Consider the following 19,885-nt stretch of genomic DNA (forward strand, 5'->3'; position numbering starts at 1 on the left):
AATTAAAGGAATTTGTCTTAAAAGTCAAGAAATTTACATCAAGTTCAATTAATCGTGCCTTTTCTGCTTGTTAAAAGGGAGCTGTTCGATAAAGTAAAACTTCTATCAGTTGGGGGTCTTACTGCCCGCGAATAGCGGGATGAAAGGGAGTGAGTGTGTGACACAGGCGAGACAGAAGATTATTGATGCGGCAATTTCACTGTTTTATGCGAAAGGCTATAATGGTACATCAGTGCGTGATATAGCGAAACAAGCAGATGTCAATGTTGCAAATATCTCGTATTATTTTGCCGGGAAACAAGGCTTACTGGAACAGTTGGTGTCAGACTTTTTAGAGGGCTACTTACGCACTATTGAAATGACATTTGAACAGCGGAATTTTTTGTCTTCAAAAGAAGTATTATTTCAGATGGTGAGAAATATTTTACAATATCAATTTGAGCGAAGAGAACTTACTCGTTTTTTTTACAGAGAACTTTCGTTAGATAGCACGTTAATCCGCGAAATTATGACGATTTACTTTTCAAAAGAGAGATACTATATAGAGCAACTCATTAGACAAGGGCAAGAAAACAAAGAATTTCAAAATGTATCATTCGCGATGTTTATGACGCAGTTAAAGGGAATGATTAGTATGCCGTATTTATATCCGCAATATATATCAGAAGTGCTGCATTCCTTTCCGTCAGAAATCTTTTTTATCGAAATGTATATGAGGGAAGTAGAGAAGTGGATGGAGCAAGCACTTTGTACAGAGCATTTACAATATCCTCTGCCGAGGGCGGCGTATGTATGAAGAAAACAAAAAAACGTAAAACAGCTTGTTGCCAATATGTATGGGAATAAGCTGTTTTTATTTGCTTTTCATGAATGAGTATCTTATTTTTAAATCCTTATATAGTGGTTATTGTTTTTGAAAAAATACAGACTTTTCGTAATTATAATTTTGGGTTGGAGGTGTGTACGGGATCGACTTGGAAGTAGTAAATTCTTTCATGAAATTTTTCGAAAAACTAGGCCAAAAACACATAATTACATGGTATGATTAATACATTGCTAGTTGTTAAATATGGGGGATTTCCCTTTTCTTACATAACGCCTTCCATTTTAAAAAACGGAACGGACAAAAAACAGATAAATAGGAGGCTTTTGAATGGATTCAATCTTAACGATCGTTATCATCATCGTGAGTGCTATCTTGCTCTTTCTTATCGTAGAGCTTGTGATGAGAAATCGTTTATATAAAGATATCGAAGCACTAGAGCAATGGAAGAAAGAAATTAAGGATAAACCTGTAGCGGATGAACTGAAACGGGTGAAAGAGTTAAAGATGACCGGACAAACAGAAGAGCTGTTTGGAAAATGGCGCAACGAATGGGATGAAATTGTTGCTAATATTCTTCCGAAAGCAGAAAAAGAATTAGAAAGCGCTCAAAAATTTGCCGCGCAATTTTCCTTCCGAAAAGCAAAACATACAATTAATGAATCCAGAAGCAGTTTAGATGAAGCAGATTATCGGATTATGGATATTTTAAATGAACTACAAGAATTATTGGAAAGTTATGAAAAAAACAATTCGGAAATTGAGCAGTTGCGTGATACATATCGCAATTTGAAAAAGAGTGTGCTTGCTCATCGCCATATGTTCGGTTCAGCCGAGAAGAAGATTGAAGGGCTACTTGATGTAGAGTCAAAGAAATTTCAAACGTTTGAAGAAGCAACACAAAATGGAGATTACTTAAAAGCACGTGAAATTGTGGGGAGTTTAGAAGAAGGACTAACACATTTGGAAGTAATTGTGCATGAAGTACCAGAGCTATTAGTAGAATGTCAAGCGACATTACCAGTGCAATTAGAAGATTTATCACAAGGTCACGACGATATGAAAAAACAAGGCTATGTATTAAATCATTTAGAAATCCCAAAAGAAGTAAGAGAGATGAACAAACAACTGCAAACATGCCTTGCCGATTTAGAATCTTTACACGTAGTGGAAGCACAAGAAAAAGTGGAAGTCTTAAAAGGGCATCTTGATACATTATATGAACAATTAGAATTAGAAGTAAGAGCCAAACATTATGTTGAACAGCAGACGGTAACTGTGTACGAAGATTTAGAAACAATTCGAGAGCAAGCGCTGGAAACGAAAGCAGAAACACAATTTGTGAAGCAAAGCTATCAATTACAGGAAAAAGATATTGAATCTCAAAAAGTGATTGAGAAACAGATGCACATCTTAATGAAGCGTTTTGAAGTGTTGCAACTTCGTATTGCAGAGCAAGATATCGCATTTTCTGTGATTAGAGAAGAGTTAGAAGAAATTTATGAGCAATGTGAAACATTAAAAGTACTTCATGCTGAGTACAAAGACATGTTGCAAACGATGCGTAAAGATGAGTTTGAAGCGCGTGAGGCGTTAAAGGAAATGCGTCATACGATGATGGAAGCAAAGCGCATGATGCAAAAGTCGAATTTACCTGGGTTGCCAAATCATGTTGTGGCTGACTTGCAAAATGGACAACATGCGATACAAAGTGTGTATGAGCACCTAGAATTAAAGCCGCTTGATATGGGTGCGGTAAATCGTACACTAGAAGAAACGGTAGCTATTGTAAATGGTGTTTACGAAGCAACACAGGAGTTAATTGAACAAGCATATTTAGTAGAAAAATTAATTCAGTATGGTAATCGTTACCGCAGCGATGATGAAATGTTGGCGAAAAGCTTAGATAACGCAGAGCAATTATTCCGTGAATATGAATATGATGCTGCTTTAGAACAAGCAGCTTCTGTATTAGAGCAAATTGAACCAGGTATTGTCCAAAAGATTGCTGAATTTGTTGACTTAGAACAAACTCCTTAATTGATTAAGGGGTTTGTTTTTGTTCAAATAACTTTTATATGCATTATCATGTAATATTGATATAATGAATAGCGGAATATGGGACGTTTTTTCGTTAAAAGTAGACATACTTCCGCTTTAATAACGGAAACTATGAGCAAGCTTAGCGGAAATACATGAATTTATGATATGATTATCCCGCTACGAGGATCTTTCTCGTAAAGCAAGGAAGTTTCACTTTATCCCGCATTAACGGGCAGTAATACTCCCACCTAAAAATGCGGTGAAAACAAAGAAGCTAGGTGGGAGATAAACTGCCCGTAAAGGCCCGATTGGTTCAACTAACCATCAGTGGGAAAAGCGTCACTGATGGAAGTTTCACTTTATGGGATTTCAATATCGGTGAAAGGGGAATAACGATGATTTACTTTGATAATAGTGCGACGACAAAGCCGTACCCGGAAGCCTTGCAATCCTATGTGACAGTTGCAGGAAAATATTTTGGAAATCCTTCTTCTATCCATTCCCTTGGAGGAGAATCAGAGCGTTTATTAACGCAATCACGTACGATTGCAGCTCAGCTTCTTCGTGTAAAGCCTTCAGAAATTGTCTTTACGTCTGGAGGAACAGAAGGAAATAACCTTGCAATTAAGGGGATTGCGATGAGAAATCGCTCCCGTGGTAAGCATATGATTACAACAAACATTGAACACGCTTCTGTGTTTGAAGCATATAAACAACTAGAAAATCTTGGTTTTGACGTTACATATTTGCCGGTAAATGAAAATGGTGTTGTATCAGTAGAAGATGTAAAACGTGCTCTTCGAGATGATACCATTCTTGTTTCCATGATTCACGTCAATAACGAAACAGGAGCGATTCAGCCTGTTGATGAAGTTGGGAAGTTGTTAGCGAACTATCCGAAAGTACGATTTCATGTCGATCATGTGCAAGGAATTGGAAAGGTACCGCTTGATTTGTATGAAAATCATATTGACCTTTGCACGATTTCGGGACATAAGTTCCATAGTGTAAAAGGAACAGGACTTCTATATGTTCGTGATGGTGTAAGGCTCGACCCGGTTTTATCAGGTGGTGGACAAGAATTGCGTTACCGTTCTGGTACAGAAAACTTGCCAGGAATTGTTGCGATGATAAAAGCTTTGCGAATGACTTTAGAAAAACAGTCAGAAAATATGAGGCATCTTCGAACGTTAAAAGAAGAAATCATTCGTATGTTTAAGGGCATGAAGGATGTTACAATTAATACACCGAAAGAACATACGGCACCGCATATTTTAAACGTATCATTTGTGGGATTAAAGCCAGAAGTTGTTGTGCATGCTTTGGAAGAACGTGGTGTGTATGTGTCAACAAAGTCTGCTTGTTCGTCAAGAGCAAACGAAGTAAGCCACGTTTTACTAGCGATGGGTTTGCCGCATACAGTAGCAGAAAGTGCGATTCGTATCAGTTTAACTGCGGAAAATACGCTGGAAGAAGTAAAACAATTTGAAGGAATTATAAAAGAAACATTGCCAAAATTATATGAAGTGATGAGGTAAGGAAAGATGATGACATACGAATATATTTTAGTTCGCTACGGCGAAATGACAACAAAAGGAAAGAATCGTTCTAAGTTTGTGAGCACGTTAAAAGATAATGTGAAACATAAGTTGAAGAAATTTACAAACTTAAAAATTGATGCGACGCATGACCGCATGTATATTCAATTAAATGGTGAAGATCATGAAGCGGTTGCTGAAAAATTACAAGATGTGTTTGGGATTCACAAGTTTAACTTAGCAATGAAAGTACCAACAGATTTAGAAGAAATTAAAAAAGGTGCACTTGCTGCTTTTTTACAAGTAAAGCGTGATGTGAAAACATTTAAAATTACAGTTCACCGTTCTTACAAACACTTCCCGATGCAAACGATGGAGCTTCTTCCAGAAATCGGCGGGTATATTTTACAAAATACAGAGGATATTACAGTAGATGTTCATAATCCAGATGTAAATATCCGCGTTGAAATTCGAAGCGGTTATAGCTATATTATGTGTGATGAGCGCATGGGAGCTGGCGGTCTTCCAGTTGGTGTTGGCGGAAAAGTAATGCTTCTTCTTTCTGGTGGTATTGATAGCCCAGTTGCAGCTTACTTAACAATGAAGCGCGGCGTAGCTGTGGAAGCTATTCATTTTCATAGCCCTCCATTTACAAGTGAGCGTGCAAAGCAGAAAGTAATTGATTTAACGCAGGAGCTAACGAAGTATTGTAAACGTGTGACACTTCATCTTGTACCGTTTACAGAAGTTCAAAAAACAATTAATAAAGAAATTCCATCTAGCTATTCAATGACAATTATGCGCCGTATGATGATGCGTATTGCAGAGCGTATTGCAGAAGAGCGTAACGCGCTTGCTCTTGCGACAGGTGAAAGTCTTGGCCAAGTAGCGAGTCAAACGTTAGATAGTATGCATACGATTAACGAAGTGACAAATTATCCAATTATCCGTCCGCTTATTGCAATGGATAAGCTAGAAATTATTAAAATTGCAAACGAAATCGGTACGTATGACATTTCAATTCGTCCGTATGAAGATTGCTGTACAGTCTTTACGCCAGCAAGTCCAACAACAAAACCGAAGCGTGAAAAAGCGAATAAATTTGAATCATACTATGATTTTACACCGCTTATTGAATCCGCTGTTGCAAATACAGAAAAGATGGTATTGCAAACAGTAGAAGTAGCAGAAGAAGAAAAATTTGAAGATTTATTTTAAAACCATAAATTACCATTAAAAGATATGTATGAAGCTGTATGGTTTATCACACTCTATACTCACAAGGAGGTGATACCATATGGCAAACACAAATAAATTAGCAGTTTCTGGAGCAGAAGCAGCTTTAGATCAAATGAAATACGAAATCGCTCAAGAGTTTGGTGTACAACTTGGACCAGATTCAACATCTCGTGCTAACGGATCTGTTGGTGGTGAAATCACAAAACGTTTAGTTGCAATGGCTGAACAACAATTAGGCGGTTTCCAACGATAACAACTATATACAATGGCTTAGAAAGAGTGGGATTCCCCGCTCTTTCTTTTTGTTGTTTTATGTCAAAAAATAAGAGAAAACATCTACTATTGTAGCCAACTGGTCAAAATATAAAACAATTTGTCAAAAGAAGATAGTTTTAAATTTACAGAAAATTCTTTATTATTAAAAGGAGGATGGACATAATAAAGGGGGAAGAGTATGAACCGGGAAGAGTTATTAGCGCCGCCGATGTATAATTTAGTCGAAGAGATGGAGCGTTATGCATGTGAGCCAAATAGGCTTGCGCTTATTTGGCAAGATGATCAAGGGAATAAAAGGGAAGTTACATATGGGGAATTGTTAGAAGGAGCAAATAAAATTGGAAACGCTTTTATAAAAAGTGGCCTGCAAAAAGGGGACAAGCTTCTTATTATGATGCCGCGTCTCATTGAAACATATATGACGTATATTGCTGCAATTAAAGTGGGATTTGTTGTCATTCCAAGTTCAGAAATGCTGCGCAAAAAAGATATTGAATACCGAATCGAGCACGGAGAGGTAAAAGCGATTGTGAGTTATGAACCGTATGTAGGACAATTCGACGGAATCGAGGCAGTGCATTCCCTTCATAAATTTGTATTAAGCGAAAAACCGTTAGAAGGCTGGAGCAATATAGGGGAAGCGCTTAAAGCAGAGAGTGCTGTATTAGAAATGGCAGAGACAAAGTGTGATGATATGGTTTTCTTATCGTATACATCTGGAACGACGGGTAATCCAAAGGGCGTTGTACATACCCATGCTTGGGCATATGCTCATCTTCGTACGAGCGCTGCAAATTGGTTAGCAATCGAAGAGAATGATGTTGTATGGGCAACAGCAAGTCCAGGATGGCAAAAGTGGGTGTGGAGTCCATTTCTTGCAACGCTCGGTTCAGGTGCAACGGGATTTGTATATCACGGGAAATTTGATCCAGAAACATATTTACAATTATTAAGTGATAATAAAGTAAATGTACTGTGCTGCACGCCGACCGAATATCGTTTAATGGCGAAAGTGGAGAACTTACAGCGATATGACCTCTCTTCCTTGCATAGTGCGGTTTCAGCAGGAGAGCCATTGAACAGAGAGGTTATTGATACATTTCGAAATTATTTTCATGTAACGGTTCGTGATGGATATGGTCAAACAGAAAATACATTACTTGTTGGCGTGTTAAAAGGAATGGAAATAAAGCCTGGTTCCATGGGGAAACCGACGCCAGGCAATCAAGTTGATATTGTGGATGAAGATGGTCAGCCAGTTCTTCCAGGAGAAGTAGGGGATATTGCAGTGCACGTGAAAACACCAGCATTATTTAAACAGTACTATAAAGACTCGGAGCGCACGGCTATGCAATTTCGCGGTGATTATTACATTACAGGTGATCAAGCCAAAAAAGATGAAGATGGCTACTTCTGGTTTGAAGGGCGAGGCGACGATATTATTATTAGCTCGGGCTACACAATTGGACCGTTTGAGGTGGAGGACGCACTTGTTAAACATCCATACATCAGAGAGTGTGCTGTTGTGGCTAGTCCAGATGAAATAAGAGGAAGCATCGTAAAAGCCTTTATCGTGTTAAAGGAAAATGTAGATGAGCATGACAGTACGTTGATTCCGCTCTTGCAAGAGCATGTGAAAGAATTAACGGCGCCTTATAAATACCCGCGTAAAATTGAATTTGTAAAAGAACTGCCAAAAACAATTTCCGGTAAAATCCGCCGCGTGGAGCTGCGAAAACGTGAAATGGAATTGGCTTCAAAGTAATGTTGTACATTTCACTCTGCCCAATTCTATCCGGATAGAATTGGGTTTTTTGTTTAATGGGAGGGGTTGTTTTATAATGGTGTTATAAGAAAATTAAGATAATTAGGTTGTTATAAGGTTAAAGTTTAGGGGGAAAGAAAATGGGAGAACTTTGGCACGGCGGAAAGATTTATACGATGGAAGAAGAAGGAGGAGTCGTAGAAGCGGTTTATGTAGAAAACGGTACAATTGTTGAGGTTGGAGCGAAAGAAGAGTTAGAAGCTCGTTATCATCCGAAGCAGTTCGTTGATTTAGAAGAAAAAACAATGCTTCCTGGTTTTGTCGATAGCCATATGCATCTTATTGGACACGGGGAGCGATTACTTCGCTTAGATTTATCAGCATGCACATCTTATCAGGAAGTATTAAGCCTTGTTGCTGAGCGAGTGAAAACAACGAAGCAAGGAGAATGGATTATTGGTGAGGGCTGGAATGAAAATAATTTTACAGACCGAAAAGATGTACATAAACGGGATCTAGATGATTTGTCACGCCATCATCCTATTTTATTAAAACGCGTTTGCCGTCATGTAACGTTGGTGAACTCTTATATTTTTGAGAAAGCTGAAATTATGCAAGGTAGAAAAGACCCAAAAGGCGGAAAAATTGGACGCGATCAACATGGTGAATTCACAGGCTTATTGTATGAACAAGCGCAAGATTTAATCGCCCCTATTCTACCGGACATCGATGCAGCTTATTTAACGAAGGCGCTGCAAACAGCAATTCAAGATTGTTGGCAATACGGACTAGTTGGCGGTCATACAGAAGATTTAAATTACTATGGTAGTTTTCAAAAAACATACAGTGCCTTTACAGAAGTGATTCGAAATTTGCCGTTTAAAGCGCATCTTCTTGTTCATCATGAAGTAGCGCACGAACGTGAGCAATATGAGAATACACACTATATTGAGTTTGGGGCAATGAAAATTTTTTCAGACGGTTCCTTTGGCGGACGAACAGCGCTGCTTAGTGAACCATATGAAGATGCAAAGGAAACGAATGGCGTTGCTATTTTTTCTCATAAAGAACTTGCGGAACTCGTAAAACAAGCAAGAGAATTCTATATGCCCGTCGCAATTCATACAATTGGTGATTTATCGCTTGAATATGTAATTGATGCGCTTGAAATGCATCCGCCAAAGGCAGGGCAGCGTGATCGGATTATTCACTGTCAGCTTGCGCGTGAGGAATTAATCCGGCGCATGAAGAAGCTTCCGGCAATTTTAGATATTCAACCTGTCTTCGTTTCCTCTGACTTTCCATCTGTTATTGAAAAGCTAGGGGAGCGAAGGCTTCGATATGCATATGCATGGAAAACACTTCTTTCTGCTGGTTTACACTGCGCAGGTGGTTCGGATGCACCAATCGAGCAGGTCAATCCGCTTTTAAGTATATACAGCGCCGTAACAAGAAAGAGCTTTGTGGATGAAAACTGTTACGTGCCGGAAGAAAGGTTAACAGTATTTGAAGCTGTTTCACTGTTCACAACAGGAAGTGCATATGCGATTGGAAAAGAAGAGAGCCGCGGGAAAATTGCAGGGGGGTATGAGGCGGATTTTACTATATTAGATAGAGATATATTTCATGTGAAGGAAGAGGAAATAAAAGAGATAAACGTTATGATGACAGTTGTGGATGGTGAAGTTGTATATAAGAAATAAAGGCGGCACATGCCGCCTTTATTTCTTATCCCGCTATTCGTGGGCAGTAAAGGCTGGAGAAGAGCAGGGAAGAAAACTGTCCGTAAAAGCCCGATTGGTTCAACTAACCTTTTGGAGAAGAACACTCCAAAAGGAAGTTTCACTTTATAAAAATGTTCTTTGTACTTTTTCCCAGAACGAATTGTTTTTTAGTTTCACTGTTTTGATTTGCTTATCGCTTAAACGTACAACTGCTTTTTCCACTTGTTTAATACTAAGTGCTTCGTTATCCATACCCATGACAGGGTAGTCTTTGTCATTATGAGTTAATTTTAATGTTAACGTACGATCGTTGCTTAAGATGAATGGAGAACCAAGGGTCCGGTACGTATTGTTATTTAAAGAAGCAAGCTCACTTACTTGGAAACATGGAATTAATGGATCCACGACAGCTCCGCTTAGTGATTTATTATATGCAGTGCTTCCTGTTGGGGTAGAAACGACTAAACCATCCCCTCTGAATGTTTCAAAATATAAATCATCGATGTACACATCTAACACAAATGTTTTAATCACGCTAGAGCGCAGTGAGAATTCATTTAGGCAATGAAAAGATGTGTCATGATCGACAGTTACTTGAATTGTTGGATATCTTCTTACTTCAATTTCATTTTTTGTGATTTCTTGAAGGGCGCTATCCACATGGTCGATGTGGAAGTCACAGTAAAAGGAAATATCATCTGTTGCCGAAACTCCTGCGTATAAACAATCCTCACGAAATCCTGTTTTGTTAACAGCCTGTAAAAATGTACCATCGTCGCCAACACTAACAATAGCATTTGCGTGCTGTGGATGGTCTAATATTGTAAATCCGTTTTCTTTTAAAATGTCGTATACTGGTTTCATTTTTTCGATAAGCGTTGCTTTATCATCACCGTAAAAGAAAAATAAATTGCGACGATTTTCCATTTTGTATTCCTCCATGCAGTAAATAATATGTTCAAATAGTATATTTCGATAAAAATATGAAAAACCCTTCTGTTTTTAGAAAAATCTATATTTTCAATTTTGTTTATTTTTTTTATGCCGTGTCGATAATGAATACGGAATGAAAGGATGGTACGATGAAGTGGCTTGTGATTGGAATTGGAATACTTATTTTGTTGGTCTTACTTATTTTATTATCGAAATTATCGCTAAAAATTAGTTTGTTATATACAGAAACAGAAAAACAATGTTTGCTTGAAGTGAAAATATGGATGATTCATTATACGTTTGATGTGCTAGAACGGATTGAAAAGCAGCAAAGGAAAACAGAGCAAAAAATTGAAAAAGCAGAAGAGGAAGGCGGAACCGAGGATAAATTTGTGGCATGGCTTGACAGTATAGCTGAGATTATAAAAAGGCTGCAAGAAATCCATACTATGTTTAAAGATTTTCTTCAAAAAGTGAAAATCAATAATTGGAGATGGTATTCGCAAATTGGAACAGGTGATGCAGCGAGTACTGGAGTTATTACAGGTTATGTATGGTCGGTAAAAGGAATCATTGTTGGCGCTGCCGGTCAATATGTAGAAATTATTGGTGCGCCGCAGCTTGAAATTACTCCAATTTTTCAAGGGAAAACTGTGGCATCCCATTGTGAATTAACGGCTTCATTTCGCATATATCGTGCAGTTAAGGCAGTAATTCGGTTGTTTATATTTTTGAAGAAGCAAGGAGTTATTCCGACAGATCATGCGATGCAGCAAAAAATATAGGGGGGATTATATGGAACATCCAATTCAAGGATTAATGACAACAGCGATGCAGCATTTAAATCATATGATTGATGTAAATACAATCATCGGTGATCCCATTCAGTCACCTGATGGAAGTGTTATCTTAACAGTTTCTAAAGTAGGATTTGGCTTTGCGGCAGGTGGTAGTGAATTTGGGAAACTTGAAAATAATAATCATCATCCATTTGGCGGTGGTAGCGGCGGCGGTGTTTCCATTAACCCGGTTGCTTTTCTTATTGTAAATAGTGAAGGTGTGAAAGTACTTCATTTAGATAAACAGACGCATATACTTGATAAAATAATGGAATTAGCACCTCAGGCAGTTGATAAAGTGAAAGAAATGATGAACAAACAAAAGGATGAACAGCCAGAGTATGAAATATAGAAAATGAAATGTACCTTTTGTAAAGGGCGTTAAAAAATGATGCCACATGAAGAAGATGATTTCTGTATTAACAGAAATCATCTTCTTTAGATTTATCCCGCTATTTGCGGGCAGTAAGACCCCTTATAGGATAGAACATAACTTTTCTTAAATTCCGAAAATTAATTCTTTTCAATTTTATATTTATGTATAATGTAAAATATGGATTATTGTGGAAGGGGAGGTCCGGTGTATGAATGAAGTTACAGTTTCGAAATCCTTTTTTTCAAGGTATAAAACAATTGCGGATGCCGTAAAGGGTGTTTCACCAGGTACAACAATAGTAGTAAAGCCTGGTGTGTATCGAGAAAATATCCATATTGATAAAGATATTAACATAATTAGTGAAGGTGATAAGAGTGATACTGTAATTGAAACGTTTCAAACAGCTTTTTTAATTGAGAATGGGAGTAAAACATTTATAAAAGGAATTCAAATTCGTCAGCTTGGACAAGATGATACAGCTTTAATAAAATGTTCTTCTGGAACAATACAAATACAAGACTGCGATATTTATCCACAAAATGGTTCAGGTGTATGGGTGCACCAACAAGGGATATTGTATATGCAATTCTGTCAAATAACTGGTGGGTATACAAATGCAATCAACTTTGGAGAGGGAAGTCAAGGGACAATAGAAGATTGTGAAATACATGGAATGAAGGGAGAAAAGTATCCATCCTTATTTATCAGTAATAGTAATCCGATTATAAAAAATTGCCGCATTTATAATAGTGCGAGCGATGCTGTTTTTATGAAAAATAATGGTAACCCATTTATAGAAAACTGTGACTTGTTTGATATACAAGGTGTCATTCTGTATATATCTAATAGTGCTCCTACCATAAAGAAGTGTAAAATACATGATGGACAAAATCATGCTATCTACATAGAAAAGGGAAGTAAACCGATAATAGAAAATTGTGAGATATTCAAGTTTAAAAATACAATGATATATATTCGTGAGAGTCAGCCAGCTATGAAGGGTTGCAAAATGTTTGATGGGAACACAAATGCCGTAACTTTTAAAGAGCAGAGTGCAGGATTAATTGAGGAATGTGAAATATTTAATTTATTAGGTGAAGAATATCCAGCGATTTGGATAGAAACGAGTCAACCTACATGGAAGAAATGTAAAATTAGTTATACTGCAAATAATGCTTATTATATAAGTGAAGGAAGTAAAGCGGTAATAGAAAATTGTGAAATTTATAAAACAGAAGGCCACGCCTTTCAAATTGTGAGGTCAGAGCCTAGCATTAGATTTTGTAAAATGTATGATGGAGAATCATCTGCTTTTTATATTCAAGAAGAAAGTCGACCTTTTATTGAAGAGTGTGAAGCGTTTAATTTTAAAAAGCAAATTGTAGCAGTAGTTACTGGTAGACCAATGTTTAGAAGGTGTAAATTTCATGATGGTGAAGCGAACGGAATATCATTTTATCAAAATGGCGGCGGCCTTTTTGAAGAATGTGAAATATATCAATTTTCAAATGAAAAATATTCTACTATATATGTTAACCAAGGTATTCCGGAGTTTAAAAAATGTAAAATTTATAAGGGTACTAGAGATGCAATCTATTTAGAAAATAACAGTGGTTGCATCATGGAAGAATGTGAAGTCTGTCAATTTCAAAATGAATCCTATGCAATGATTCAAGGGGTACAAAGTAATTTGAAATTAATAAATTGTAAATTATATGAGGGGAATAATAATGCTTTTAATTTTATAGAAAACAGTCAGTTGACAATAGAGGGATGTGAAATATTTAATTTTTTTAGTGATAACTATTCAATGATTGGGATAGAGGAGAGTTATCTAACACTTACAAAGAGTGAATTGTATAAAGGACAATATACGGCTGTGAATATTAATAAGAATAGCGTTGTTTCCATTGAAGATTGTAATATATCAGATTTCAATGAAGATTGCGTAGAAATTTATGAGGAAAGCGAAGTATTGCTCCAACGAAATAAAATGTATAACTCTTTAAGAGGGGTTGGAGTCGTAAGTGGTAGCAATTCAAAAATAATAGAGTGTGATATATATGATTGCCGAGAAACAGCTGTCTGGCTAAATCAGGGACAAGCTGTAATCGAGAAAATTCAAATTGAAAATTGTGGTGGAAATGCACTTAATATTAAAAATAATAGTAATGTTGTTTTTATAAATGGGAGTATTTCTCAATTTGAATATCCGATGATATATAGTGAAGAAAGTCAATTTGATGTAAAGAAAAGTAGTTTTAATCATTGTAAGAATCCAATATTTTTAGTGGGAAAAGAAAGTGAATTTTGGATAGAACAATGTGAAATGTCTCAAGTAGATGAATCATCAGCAATTGAAATCAATTCACATGTAAAAGGTACTGTTCAAAAGTGTAACATTTATGATGCTTTTATGGGCGTTAAGATTGCTTCTGAAAGTCAAATTATTTTAAAGGATATCAAGTGTTTTGATATAGAAAAAACGGCTTATCAAATTACTGATGATCGTTCAGCTACATTAGAAAATTGTAAAACGTATGTAGAGGTAACGCGTCAGAAAGTACAATCCACTGAAGAATCAAAAGAAGAAAAACAGGATGTGGAAGAGGTACAAGAACAGCAGGAAATTATAGAATCGAACGATATAATGACGGAGTTAGAACGTTTTGTTGGAATGAACAGTATTAAGGAACAAATTAAACACTTAATTAACCTTGTAGAAATTACTCGTTATCGAAAAGAAGCAGGTCTTGACTCCGGGGGAGATATTAAACCAAAACATACCGTTTTTTATGGGAATCCAGGGACGGGAAAAACAACGATTGCTCGTTTGCTAGGGAAAGTATATAAATCACTTGGATTGCTTGAAAAAGGGCATGTTGTTGAAGTAAAGCGTGAAGACTTGGTCGGAGCGTATATTGGTCATTCTGAAGAGAAAACAAAACAGCGTATTGATGAAGCAATGGGTGGGGTTTTGTTTATTGATGAAGCATATTCGTTGAGTATTGAAGATGGTGCACGTGATTTTGGGAGACAAGTTATTGAAGTTTTATTAGCAGCTCTTGAAAATCATCGCGGAGAATTTTTATGTATCGTTGCTGGTTATGAAAAAGAAATGGACCGATTTATTGCTTCTAATCCAGGTTTGAAAAGCCGTTTTGTATCTTATATGAAATTCGAAGATTATACACCAGATGAATTGATGGAAATTGGAAATCGCTTGTTAGATGATAAGAAGTACCGCTTAACAGAAGAAGCGGAAAATTATGTATATGAACAATTTGTATGGCTGTATAGAAAGCGGGATGAACATTTTGGAAACGCGCGTATGGTTCGGGAACAAGTAGATAAATGGATTACATTGCAAGCAAACCGAATTAGTACATTACCAAGAAGTGAATGGAAGAACAAAGAAGTATTGACGACAATTCGTTTGGAGGATGTTGAAAAAGCATTCCAACAAAGAGGCGCAAGAAAAGTGGCTGTTCCAATTAATGAGAAATTACTACAAGAACAAATGGACCGTTTGAATAGTTTAATCGGTTTAACAAAGGTGAAAAAAGAAATTGAAAGATTAATCCAGCTTGTTTCTTATTATCGAGAAGAAGGTAAGGATATAAGAGAACTTTCCATGCATATTTCATTAATTGGTAATCCAGGAACAGGAAAAACAGAGGTTGCGCGAATTATTGCAAAGGTGTATGAGGCATTAGGAATTTTAGAGCGCGGAGATTGTGTGGAAGTAGATCGAAAAGAATTGGTTGATAAATATCAAGGGGGAACGGAAGAGAAAACAGCGAGTGTATTACAAAAAGCAATGGGAGGCACACTGTTTATTGATGAGGCATATACACTGACGAATAAGGGGAGCAAGGATTCTGGACATATAGCTGTGGAATTATTGCTAAAACAAATGGAAGATAAACGCGGAGAGTTTATCGTATTAGTTGCTGGATATGAAGATGAGATGGAAGAGTTCCTTGATAGCAATAAAGGCCTTCGTCGTCGCTTTGATCGCCGCCTTGTATTTGAAGATTATACACCAGAAGAAATGATTCAAATTGCAAATTATTATATGACTAAAAAGCTGTATAGTATGTCAACTGAAGCAAGACACATGCTTGTTGAATATTTTACTTATCTGTATGAAAATCGCGATAAAACATATGGGAATGCAGGTTTGGCTCGTAAGATTATTGAACAGGCAATGAAAAATTTAGATTATCGTATCGCTACCTTGCCAATAGAAGAGCGAATGGAAGAACGGAAATATACAATTAGTGTGGAAGATATACAGGCGCTTTTACAACAACAGGAGCAATAATAAAGCGAGGACAGGGAATATGGATAAATTTAAATAGGCTTTTTTGTTGAAAAAATTATATAAATTGAGTTAGTTTCATTTGTATTTTAAGGGCATTATGACTATCATTAACACTGTACATATTTTGTTTTTTAGAAAAGGGAGGATTTTCAAATGGCAAACGTAACGTTTAAAGGAAACCCAATCACTTTAGTTGGCACAGAAGTTAAAGTAGGCGACCAAGCACCAAACTTCCAAGTGTTAGCGAATGATTTATCTCCGGTAACTTTAGAAACATATAAAGGCGCAGTGAAATTGATTAGTGTTGTACCATCTATTGATACAGGTGTATGTGATGCACAAACTCGTCGTTTCAACGAAGATGCAGCTAGCATTGAAAACGCAAAAGTATTAACAATTAGCGTTGATTTACCATTTGCTCAAAAGCGCTGGTGTGCAGCTAACGGTTTAGAAAACGTTGTAACGCTTTCTGATCACCGCGACCTTTCTTTTGGTGAGGCATACGGTGTTGTAATGAAAGAACTTCGTTTACTTGCACGTGCAGTATTCGTAGTAGATAGCAACGACAAAATTGTTTACGTAGAATACGTAAGCGAAGGTACAAGCCATCCGAATTACGAAGCAGCATTAGAAGCAGCAAAAGCCGCAAAATAATGTAGGTAACACAAGGCGATCTCTTATCAAGGGGTCGTTTTTTTTTGACAGTAAATTCTCTACATTTCATGCCGTATATTGTAGAAGTGTCGACATATAAATCCATTTTGATTTTTTTACATATAAGTCACTGCTATGCAAAATAAAAAGTGATCGGCACTCGTTTTCTACCTTTGTTTTCATATTGCACGTGGCAGGAAAGGGGTCTAACCGCTTTCTATGCATGACCAGATGCTCTCGTCCACCTAAAAAAGTGATTTTTTATTTGTATTTATATATTGTCGATTCAATAAGAATGAAAAGAATTAAGAATATGGTATGATATAAGTTATGTGTATTTTAGTTTGAAGGAGGAATTTTCGTGAGTTCAACAGTAGAAACATTATTTTCTATTTTTGATTCTTCTGCCGTAATTTTACGTAAAGAATTAGATATAACGTATTTAGAAGCACTTGTAGAAACAGGTGATAATTTATTTGAAGGAACAATTTTACAAGAAGGCTTAGAACAACCAACAATTGAACGATTAGAGCGTGAATATAGCAAGTTTAATGAAGAAAACTATAAAGGCGAAGAAATTCGCAAAGCGTTTCAACTTGCCATCTTAAAAGGGATGAAAGAAGGCGTACAAGCAAATCATGAAATGACGCCTGATGCAGTTGGGATGTTTATGAGTTATTTATTCCATAAATTTATGAAGGATCAAGAGGAAATAACTGTACTAGATCCTGCAGTTGGAACAGGAAATTTATTAACGACAATCTTCAATGGTCGCCTAGAAGGTACAACGATGAGTGGCTTTGGAGTAGATGTGGATGACTTGCTTGTTAAACTTGCATTAGTCAATGCGAATTTACAAAAACAAGCGGTCGAGTTCTTTAATCAAGATGGACTAGCGTCTCTTTATATTGATCCAGTTGATGCAGTTGTGTGTGATTTACCAATCGGCTATTATCCAAATGAAATCGGTGCAAGTGAATATACGTTAAAAGCAGACGAAGGTATGTCTTATGCACATCATCTTTTTATCGAACAAAGTGTCAAACATACAAAAGAAGGTGGTTATTTATTTTTCTTAGTGCCAAACTTCATTTTTGAAAGCGACCAAGCACCAAAGCTTCATGCATTTATTAAAGAAACATGTTTTGTGCAAGGATTACTTCAGTTACCTGTTTCCATGTTTAAGAATGAAAAAAATGCAAAAAGTATATTTGTTCTCCAAAAGAAAGGGCAAAACGTAAACATGCCAAAACAAGCGCTATTAGTAGAATTACCGAAATTCTCTAATATGCAAGCGATGGAGAACATTATGCAGCAAATTAATGGTTGGTTTGCTGAGAAAAACTAAAACGGGTACATGTATAACAGATATACACGTATATATAGTACAGTTTTATATTGTTTACAAAATTCAGTAATATATATAGGTGACGAAATTGAAAACTTTCAATCTGTAATATAAAAAAATCTGTTGTGTTACAATTTTTTCACTTGAAATATATGTCGTACGATGTTTAAATTAAAATCGTGAGTATTAAATTTTTATCAGTGAAACGGTTCTGTTATCTGAGAAAAATTGAAGACATAAAATTGAGCGGTTTGTGGAGGGATTCCACACAGCTAGAGAAAAAGGGGCGAAAGACTAGATGTCAAAAATCATCGCGATTAATGCAGGAAGCTCTTCCTTAAAGTTTCAATTATTCGAAATGCCAAGTGAAACAGTATTAACAAAAGGTTTAGTAGAACGTATCGGATTAGAAGATAGCATATTTACAATTACTGTAAACGGCGAAAAACAAACAGAAGTAACAAATATCGCAGACCATGGCGTTGCGGTTAATATGCTTTTAAACAAATTAACTGCAACAGGTATTATTAAATCTCTTGATGAGATTAGCGGTATTGGTCATCGTGTTGTACACGGCGGTGAAAAATTCGCAGATTCTGCTCTAATTGACGATAAAGTACTAGCAGAAATCGATGCTTTAAGTGAGTTAGCACCACTTCATAATCCAGCACACGTTATTGGTATTAAAGCGTTCCAAGAAGTTCTTCCGAACGTACCTTCAGTAGCGGTGTTCGATACAGCATTCCATCAAACAATGCCAGAAGAATCTTTCTTATATAGCTTACCTTATGAATACTATGAAAAATACGGCATCCGTAAATACGGATTCCACGGTACTTCTCATAAATATGTAACGCAACGTGCAGCTGAATTATTAGGCCGTCCACTTGAAAGCTTACGTTTACTTTCTTGTCACTTAGGTAACGGTGCAAGTATCGCAGCTGTTGAAGGCGGAAAATCAATTGATACGTCTATGGGCTTCACTCCACTTGCTGGTGTAACAATGGGTACACGTTCTGGTAACCTTGATCCTGCGTTAATTCCATATATTATGAAGAAAACAGGACAAAATGTAGATGAAGTTCTTAACGTATTAAATAAGAAAAGTGGTATGTTAGGTCTTTCTGGATTCTCAAGTGACTTACGTGATATTGAGCAAGCTGAAGAAGAAGGAAATCACCGTGCAGAAGTAGCATTAGAAATATTTATAGGCCGCATTCATAAATACATCGGTTCTTATGCAGCTCGTATGAAAGGTGTAGACGCAATCATCTTTACAGCTGGTATTGGTGAGAACAGTGCATTAATTCGTGAGCGTGTATTAGAAGGTCTTGAGTTTATGGGCGTATACTTCGATCCAAAACGCAACAATATCCGCGGTGAAGAAGCATTCATTAGCTTCCCTCACTCTCCAGTAAAAGTAATCGTAATTCCAACAGACGAAGAAGTTATGATTGCTCGTGACGTAGTACGTCTTGGAAATATTGGTTAATATATGATAAAAAGACGGGATGATTCCCGTCTTTTTTCTATTATTTTTTTGAAAGTAGTTCCGTTAATCCGTTTGGGTATAATGTTTTTTCACCTTGTAAAAATGTTTCAATCGGGATCCATACACCATAAGAGATGTGATCTCCTTCTGTTATGGTGAATCGATTCTGTTTATAAAGTTCTTTGTTTGAAAAATGAGCAGAATACAATTGGACTATTTCATGGCCAATTGTATTGTCTATTTGAAAAATGTTTTCTAAACAGCCTAAGTATGTACTGATTTCTACAGTAACGCTAAGTTCTTCTTCAAATTCTCGGATAACAGTTTGCGCCCCGTATTCCCCAAGTTCAATTGTTCCTCCAAGTGGTCGATAATAATATCCCTCACCAGTTTCATGTTTTCCTTTATATTCTTCAACAAGGATGCAATCATTGTGTTTAATAATGCCTAATGCTTTTGCACGCGGATACATAACATACCTCCCTTTTTTATTGCGACTTATTTGAAA

Annotated in this window: 15 protein-coding genes; 13 read left to right on the forward strand and 2 right to left on the reverse strand. The window is 36.6% G+C overall.

The window, feature by feature from the left end:
- Positions 1-157 precede the first annotated feature (157 nt).
- From refZ to WAZ07_RS01115, 7 genes are all read left to right on the forward strand, one after another.
- On the forward strand, positions 158-796 hold the full coding sequence (gene refZ / locus WAZ07_RS01085) for a forespore capture DNA-binding protein RefZ (RefSeq protein WP_090918214.1): 639 nt from the start codon (positions 158-160) through the stop codon (positions 794-796).
- 357 nt (positions 797-1,153) lie between these two features.
- Positions 1,154-2,863, forward strand: coding sequence for a septation ring formation regulator EzrA (gene ezrA / locus WAZ07_RS01090; RefSeq protein ID WP_336470989.1), 1,710 nt, complete (start codon positions 1,154-1,156; stop codon positions 2,861-2,863).
- A 398-nt stretch (positions 2,864-3,261) separates the two neighbouring features.
- Complete coding sequence (locus tag WAZ07_RS01095; RefSeq protein ID WP_336470990.1) at positions 3,262-4,404, forward strand: cysteine desulfurase family protein; 1,143 nt, start codon at positions 3,262-3,264, stop codon at positions 4,402-4,404.
- Between the two features lie 6 nt (positions 4,405-4,410).
- Positions 4,411-5,622, forward strand: coding sequence for a tRNA uracil 4-sulfurtransferase ThiI (thiI, locus tag WAZ07_RS01100; RefSeq protein ID WP_090918208.1), 1,212 nt, complete (start codon positions 4,411-4,413; stop codon positions 5,620-5,622).
- Positions 5,623-5,701: 79 nt separating this feature from the next.
- Entirely contained in the window at positions 5,702-5,896 is a 195-nt protein-coding gene (locus WAZ07_RS01105; protein ID WP_336470991.1) for an alpha/beta-type small acid-soluble spore protein, read from the forward strand.
- 201 nt (positions 5,897-6,097) lie between these two features.
- The gene (gene mbcS, locus WAZ07_RS01110; RefSeq protein WP_336470992.1) at positions 6,098-7,684 is read left to right on the forward strand and encodes an acyl-CoA synthetase MbcS; all 1,587 of its coding nucleotides are present in this window, start codon (positions 6,098-6,100) and stop codon (positions 7,682-7,684) included.
- A 140-nt stretch (positions 7,685-7,824) separates the two neighbouring features.
- Positions 7,825-9,387, forward strand: coding sequence for an amidohydrolase (locus WAZ07_RS01115; protein WP_336470993.1), 1,563 nt, complete (start codon positions 7,825-7,827; stop codon positions 9,385-9,387).
- 144 nt (positions 9,388-9,531) lie between these two features.
- Here the strand turns inward: WAZ07_RS01115 and WAZ07_RS01120 are convergent, their stop codons facing one another.
- Positions 9,532-10,335: an NAD kinase gene (locus WAZ07_RS01120; protein WP_090918200.1), complete on the reverse strand. Its 804-nt coding sequence runs from the start codon at positions 10,333-10,335 to the stop codon at positions 9,532-9,534.
- Positions 10,336-10,490: 155 nt separating this feature from the next.
- Between WAZ07_RS01120 and WAZ07_RS01125 the strand changes: the two genes are divergently transcribed.
- The 6 genes from WAZ07_RS01125 (at position 10,491) to WAZ07_RS01150 (ending at position 19,377) form a co-directional block, all read left to right on the forward strand.
- On the forward strand, positions 10,491-11,126 hold the full coding sequence (locus WAZ07_RS01125) for a DUF2953 domain-containing protein (protein ID WP_336470994.1): 636 nt from the start codon (positions 10,491-10,493) through the stop codon (positions 11,124-11,126).
- 10 nt (positions 11,127-11,136) lie between these two features.
- Positions 11,137-11,532, forward strand: coding sequence for a GerW family sporulation protein (ytfJ, locus tag WAZ07_RS01130; protein WP_336470995.1), 396 nt, complete (start codon positions 11,137-11,139; stop codon positions 11,530-11,532).
- 232 nt (positions 11,533-11,764) lie between these two features.
- Positions 11,765-15,883, forward strand: a complete 4,119-nt coding sequence (locus tag WAZ07_RS01135) for a right-handed parallel beta-helix repeat-containing protein (RefSeq protein ID WP_336470996.1) — start codon at positions 11,765-11,767, stop codon at positions 15,881-15,883.
- Between the two features lie 153 nt (positions 15,884-16,036).
- Positions 16,037-16,537 (forward strand): thiol peroxidase, encoded by a 501-nt coding sequence (gene tpx / locus WAZ07_RS01140; protein WP_336470997.1) that lies wholly within the window; start codon positions 16,037-16,039, stop codon positions 16,535-16,537.
- A 361-nt stretch (positions 16,538-16,898) separates the two neighbouring features.
- Positions 16,899-17,885 carry a class I SAM-dependent methyltransferase gene (locus WAZ07_RS01145; RefSeq protein WP_336470998.1) on the forward strand — a complete coding sequence of 329 codons (987 nt, stop codon included), beginning with the start codon at positions 16,899-16,901 and terminating at the stop codon, positions 17,883-17,885.
- A gap of 298 nt (positions 17,886-18,183) precedes the next feature.
- Complete coding sequence (locus WAZ07_RS01150; RefSeq protein ID WP_336470999.1) at positions 18,184-19,377, forward strand: acetate kinase; 1,194 nt, start codon at positions 18,184-18,186, stop codon at positions 19,375-19,377.
- 40 nt (positions 19,378-19,417) lie between these two features.
- On the opposite strand, the gene WAZ07_RS01155 is transcribed toward WAZ07_RS01150, so the two are convergent.
- Positions 19,418-19,849: an NUDIX hydrolase gene (locus WAZ07_RS01155; RefSeq protein WP_336471000.1), complete on the reverse strand. Its 432-nt coding sequence runs from the start codon at positions 19,847-19,849 to the stop codon at positions 19,418-19,420.
- Positions 19,850-19,885: the final 36 nt, after the last annotated feature.

It is taken from the genome of Bacillus bruguierae, assembly GCF_037104725.1.
Lineage (GTDB): Bacteria > Bacillota > Bacilli > Bacillales > Bacillaceae_G > Bacillus_A > Bacillus_A bruguierae.

Bases quoted from the DNA above. Each gene is read 5' to 3' on its own strand.
- ezrA (WP_336470989.1), top strand. From the start codon at position 1,154: ATGGATTCAATCTTAACGATCGTTATCATCATCGTGAGTGCTATCTTG.
- WAZ07_RS01105 (WP_336470991.1), top strand. From the start codon at position 5,702: ATGGCAAACACAAATAAATTAGCAGTTTCTGGAGCAGAAGCAGCTTTA.
- ytfJ (WP_336470995.1), top strand. From the start codon at position 11,137: ATGGAACATCCAATTCAAGGATTAATGACAACAGCGATGCAGCATTTA.
- thiI (WP_090918208.1), top strand. From the start codon at position 4,411: ATGATGACATACGAATATATTTTAGTTCGCTACGGCGAAATGACAACA.
- WAZ07_RS01115 (WP_336470993.1), top strand. From the start codon at position 7,825: ATGGGAGAACTTTGGCACGGCGGAAAGATTTATACGATGGAAGAAGAA.
- WAZ07_RS01150 (WP_336470999.1), top strand. From the start codon at position 18,184: ATGTCAAAAATCATCGCGATTAATGCAGGAAGCTCTTCCTTAAAGTTT.
- WAZ07_RS01095 (WP_336470990.1), top strand. From the start codon at position 3,262: ATGATTTACTTTGATAATAGTGCGACGACAAAGCCGTACCCGGAAGCC.
- mbcS (WP_336470992.1), top strand. From the start codon at position 6,098: ATGAACCGGGAAGAGTTATTAGCGCCGCCGATGTATAATTTAGTCGAA.
- WAZ07_RS01155 (WP_336471000.1), bottom strand. From the start codon at position 19,849: ATGTATCCGCGTGCAAAAGCATTAGGCATTATTAAACACAATGATTGC.
- WAZ07_RS01120 (WP_090918200.1), bottom strand. From the start codon at position 10,335: ATGGAAAATCGTCGCAATTTATTTTTCTTTTACGGTGATGATAAAGCA.
- WAZ07_RS01135 (WP_336470996.1), top strand. From the start codon at position 11,765: ATGAATGAAGTTACAGTTTCGAAATCCTTTTTTTCAAGGTATAAAACA.
- tpx (WP_336470997.1), top strand. From the start codon at position 16,037: ATGGCAAACGTAACGTTTAAAGGAAACCCAATCACTTTAGTTGGCACA.
- WAZ07_RS01125 (WP_336470994.1), top strand. From the start codon at position 10,491: ATGAAGTGGCTTGTGATTGGAATTGGAATACTTATTTTGTTGGTCTTA.